Origin of the sequence: Melaminivora alkalimesophila (assembly GCF_000282995.1) — a bacterium.
GTDB classification, from domain to species: domain Bacteria; phylum Pseudomonadota; class Gammaproteobacteria; order Burkholderiales; family Burkholderiaceae_C; genus Melaminivora; species Melaminivora alkalimesophila.
This window is the reverse complement of sequence record NZ_ALEE01000086.1, coordinates 1-4452: the sequence shown is the minus strand read 5'-3', so window position 1 is coordinate 4452 and position 4452 is coordinate 1. Positions and strand designations below refer to the sequence as shown.

Annotated in this window: 4 protein-coding genes and 1 pseudogene; 3 read left to right on the top strand and 2 right to left on the bottom strand. The window is 74.1% G+C overall.

Going from position 1 to position 4452, the window contains the following annotated elements:
- The 3 genes and pseudogenes from A612_RS01100 to A612_RS01090 form a co-directional block, all read left to right on the top strand.
- Window positions 1-282, top strand: a pseudogene (locus A612_RS01100) (5-(carboxyamino)imidazole ribonucleotide synthase); the annotation flags it as partial.
- A gap of 19 nt (window positions 283-301) precedes the next feature.
- Complete coding sequence (locus A612_RS01095) at window positions 302-1300, top strand: L-threonylcarbamoyladenylate synthase (protein ID WP_019372775.1); 999 nt, start codon at window positions 302-304, stop codon at window positions 1298-1300.
- 59 nt (window positions 1301-1359) lie between these two features.
- A complete protein-coding gene (locus A612_RS01090; RefSeq protein WP_040435470.1) occupies window positions 1360-2313 on the top strand; it encodes an SGNH/GDSL hydrolase family protein in 954 nt (317 codons plus the stop codon).
- Between the two features lie 120 nt (window positions 2314-2433).
- Here the strand turns inward: A612_RS01090 and A612_RS01085 are convergent, their stop codons facing one another.
- Together A612_RS01085 and A612_RS01080 are read right to left on the bottom strand one after the other, a co-directional pair.
- Entirely contained in the window at window positions 2434-3504 is a 1071-nt protein-coding gene (locus tag A612_RS01085) for an SGNH/GDSL hydrolase family protein (RefSeq protein ID WP_019372773.1), read from the bottom strand.
- A gap of 91 nt (window positions 3505-3595) precedes the next feature.
- Window positions 3596-4452: D-alanyl-D-alanine carboxypeptidase/D-alanyl-D-alanine-endopeptidase (locus A612_RS01080; protein ID WP_019372772.1), on the bottom strand; the 857-nt coding region annotated here is incomplete at its 5' end.

Sequence of the window (4452 nt, the reverse complement as noted above, 5' to 3'; positions counted from 1 at the left end):
GCGGGCCTGCCGCTGGTGCCGCCGCGCCAGCTCAGCCCGGCGGCGATGCTGAACCTGCTGGGCGACCTGTGGTTCGACGGTGCGGATGCGGATGCCGCCCCGCGCAGCCCCGCCTGGGACCGCGTGCTGGCGCTGCCCGGCTGCCACCTGCACCTGTACGGCAAGGCCGAGCCCAAGCGCGGGCGCAAGATGGGCCACCTGAACGTCACCGGCGCCACGCCCGAGGCCGTGCGCGCGACGGTCCGGCAGGCGGCCGCGCTGCTGGGCATCGACGCCTTCTGAGGCCGGCAGGGCAACCACCATGGTCCTCGACGGCACTCTGGAAGCTTCCGTGCAGGCCGGCGCGCAGGCGCTCGCGCGCGGCGAGCTGCTCGGCCTGCCGACCGAGACGGTGTATGGCCTGGCGGCCGACGCCGAGAACGACGCCGCGGTCGCGCGCATCTTTGCCGCCAAGGGGCGGCCTGCCGACCACCCGCTGATCGTGCACGTGCCGGACGGCGCGGCCGTGGCCCACTACGCCAAGGCCGTGCCGGTCTTCGCCCAGCAGCTCATCGACGCCTTCTGGCCCGGGCCGCTCACGCTGATCCTGCCGCGCCGCGCGGGCCGCGCCAGCGCCGCTGCCGGTGGGCAGGACAGCATCGGCCTGCGCTGCCCGGCGCACCCGGTGGCACAGGCCCTGCTGGCTGCCTGCGCCGCGCTGCAGCCGCCCATCTGCGGCGTGGCGGCCCCCAGCGCCAACCGCTTCGGCCGCGTCAGCCCGACCACCGCCGCGCACGTGCAATCCGAATTCGGGCCCGAGCTGCTGGTGCTCGACGGCGGCCCCTGCGAGGTCGGGATCGAGTCCACCATCGTGGACTGCACCCGGGGCGTGCCGGTGCTGCTGCGCCCCGGCGCCATTTCGCGCGCCGCCATCGAGCAAGCCTGCGGGCTGCGGCCCCTGTCGCGCGAGGAGCTGGCGGCCGACACGCCGCGCGCCTCCGGCACCCTGCTGGCGCACTACGCCCCCACGGCGCGCGTGCGCCTGATGGACGCCAAGGCCCTGCAGACCGGCCTGGACCTGCTGGGCGCCGACGCCGCGCACCTGGCCGTCTATGCGCGCACGCCGCTGCGCAGCGCCTCCCGGCAGGTGCTGCTGCAGCCCATGCCCAGCGACCCGGCGCAGGCCGCGCACGAGCTGTTTGCGCGCCTGCGCGACTTCGACGACGCCGGCGTGCGCCTGATCTGGATCGAAACCCCGCCGGAAGATGCCGCCTGGGAAGGCGTGCGCGACCGGCTCATGCGCGCCGCTGCCGCGGCCTGAAGCCCGCGGGCCCGGCGCGCCTCGTTAAACTCTGTCCCACATTTCTTGCGGAGAACCCCATGCCAGCAAATTGGATGCGTCGCAGCTTCGTGGCGGCGGCCTGCACGGCGGCGGCGCTGCTCGCCGCCTGCGGCTCCAGCTCCACCGAATCGGCCCTGCGGCCGGAGCGCCTGATCGCCTTCGGCGACGGCTTCGTCGACGTGGGCCAGAAAGGTGCGCGCTACACCGTGAACGACGGCAGCGTGAACACCTGGGCGCTGCAGATCGCCGCGCACTACGGCGCCAGCCTGCAGCCGGCTGCCGCCGGGGGCTTCGGCTACGCGCAGGGCAATGCACGCGTGAGCGCCTCGCCCGACGCCGCCGGCGACCCGGCCACGCCGACAGTGACCCAGCAGATCGACCAGTTCCTCACTTCCCAGGGCTTTGCGCCGGGCGATCTGGTGGTGGTCAGCGCCGGTGTCTCCGACATCATCGCCGGCATGGCGGCGCTGCGCAGCGGCGCCCAGACCGAAGAGCAGTTCATCGCCAGCTCGCGCCAGGCCGGCGAGCAGCTCGCCGCCCAGGTGCACCGCCTGGTGCAGGCCGGCGCCGGCCACGTGGTGCTGACCGGCACCTACGACCTCGGGCGCTCGCCCTGGGCCAAGGCCATCGACGCGCGCGACGTGCTCAGCCGCGCCAGCATGGCCTTCAACCAGGGCCTGCTGGTGAACGTCGAGGACCTGGGCAAGTCCGTGCTCTACATCGACACCGCCTACTACGTGAACGTCTTCGAGGGCTCGCCCAGCGCCTACGGCTTCAACGAGGCCAACACGCCCGTCTGCACCTCGGTCGACCCGGGCCCGGGCATCGGCATCGGCGCCGGCGAGGTCAACTCGGCGTTGTGCAACACCGGCACGCTGCTGCCGGGCGCCAACGCGGACCTCTACGTGTTCGCCGACAAGGTCTACCTCACGCCCGCCGCGCACCGCCGCCTGGGCGACTACGCCTACGACCGCCTGCGCCAGCGCTGGTGAGCCCGGGCCCCGGCGCCCGCTCCATCCCGCCGCTTCACCCACGGAAAAACGGCCGGCCTCCTTGAGGGAAGCCGGCCGTTGAGCCTTCGACGGCGCCTGAAAAACGCCGTCCAGCCGCGCTCAGCGCCAGCCGGCCCGCTCCAGGTCGCGGATCACCATGTCGCCCATCAGCTGGTGCGCGTAGGGCGTGGGGTGGAAGGAGTCCGAGAAGGCGAAGGTCTTCCACCAGTTCGCCCCGCCCGTGGCGCCCGCCGGCGGGGTCATCTGCGAGAGTGCGCTCGCCGTGCAGGCGCGCATGTCGTAGGTGGGAAGGCCGCTGCCGTCCACGCCCGTGACCGGGCAGGCCGGGCGCCGCACGTCGGTGTAGCCGTACTCGGCCGGGCGCGTGTACTGGTCCTTGAAGGCGCCGTAGAAATCCACCACCCGCACCGCGCCGACGCCCGCAAATTCGGCCGCCAGCCGGGCGTTGAAGGCCTGCACCCAGGCATCGAACAGGGCCTCGGCCTGGGCCGCCGCCGCTTCCCCGCGCGACTGGGCGATCGAGCCCAGCACCATGCGGAACTTCGGCGTCAGCGTCACGCCCGGCATGTTCAGGATCGACACGTGGCGTGCGCCCCTGTCGAGCGCGTGCGTGCGGATGGTCTCGGCAAAGCGCACCGCCAGCGCCTGCATGTAGGCGCCGCCCGCCTGCGCCGCGCCCTCCGTGCCGCCGGCCAGGAAACGCTGCACCGCCCCGGCGTCCAGCAGCGTGCCCAGCAGCGCGGCGTAGCTGGCGCCGCCGTCCACCAGCAGCAGGTCGCCCTGCCCGTAACCGTTGACCCCCGCGTCCTTGAGCTGCTGGATGATCGATTGCGGCGCGGTGGGCGCGCGCGTGAAGTTGATCGCGCCGCCGGCCACGGCGTAGTTCGTGCACGAGGCGTCGTTCGCAAAGCCCGTGGGCGTGGCCACGTAGTGGGCGCACAGCGACTGCCCGTACTGCGCCGCCACCCGCTCCGGCCAGATCGGGGTCGAGCCCGCGCCGGTGGCCGCCGCACCCTGGACGGTGTACTTCAGCCCGAAGGTGCCGCTGTCGGACAGGCTGTCGCCCACCACACGCACGGAACGGATCGGGGCATCGTCGGAGCCGCCACCGCAGGCGGCCAGTACCAGGGCAGCGGCCGCGGCGGCCGCCCAATGCAGGCGAGGCTTCATCAGGAACTCCGGTTGGGGAAAAAGAAGAACGAGCCTTCGTTTTCGGTCGGCGCATGGTAGCGCCAGCCCCGGCCGCGGCGGCAGCGGGTAATCACCAGTCCGGCCGGTGCCGGGCGCCTCCGTGCGGCGCGCCGTGCGCCCAGTCCACCAGCGCGTCCAGCGCCGGCCGCGCCGCCGGCGCGTTCGGGTGGTTGACGATCGCCACCAGCACCCGCCGCCGCCCATCGGCGCCCAGCACATAGCCCGCCAGCGCCGCCACGTCGCGCAGCGTGCCGGTCTTCAGGTGCGCCCAGCCCGAGGCCTTGCCCGGCCGGCGGCGCAGTGTGCCGTCCACCCCGGCGATCGGCAGCGAGGCCACCAGCTCGGGCATCACCGGCGAGGCCCAGGCGCGCTGCAGCATCCGCGCCAGTGCCCGGGCGCTCACGCGCTCCTCGCGGCTCAGGCCGGCGCCGTTGTCCAGCACCAGCGTGCCGGGCAGGCCGGTGCGCTCGTCCCACCAGCGGCCCACCAGCGCCCGGGCGCCTTCCAGGCTGCCCTGGCCGTTCGCCTGCAGCGCCAGCGTCAGGAACAGCTGGCGCGTCATGACGTTGTTGCTGAACTTATTGATGTCGCGCACCACCTCGGACAGCGGCGGCGAGCTGGCGCTGAAGGCCGGCGCCAGCCCCGGCGGCACCGCGCCCTCGCGCACCCGGCCGGTGAGCGTGCCCCCCAGCTCGCGCCACATGCCCTCGATGGCGCGCGCCGCAAAACCCTCCGGGTCGGCCGGCGCCACCGACCAGTGCTGCACCCCGCAGGCGGCCGGGTAGGCGCCCTGCAGCGCGATGCGCCCAGGGTCGGCGAAATCCGCCCGCAGCGCCGTGCGCCAGTCGCCGCAGACCGTCCCCTCGGCCGCCAGCGGCACGCTGTCCGGCACCTGCACGTGCGCCAGCGGCGGCTCGTGGGTGACGC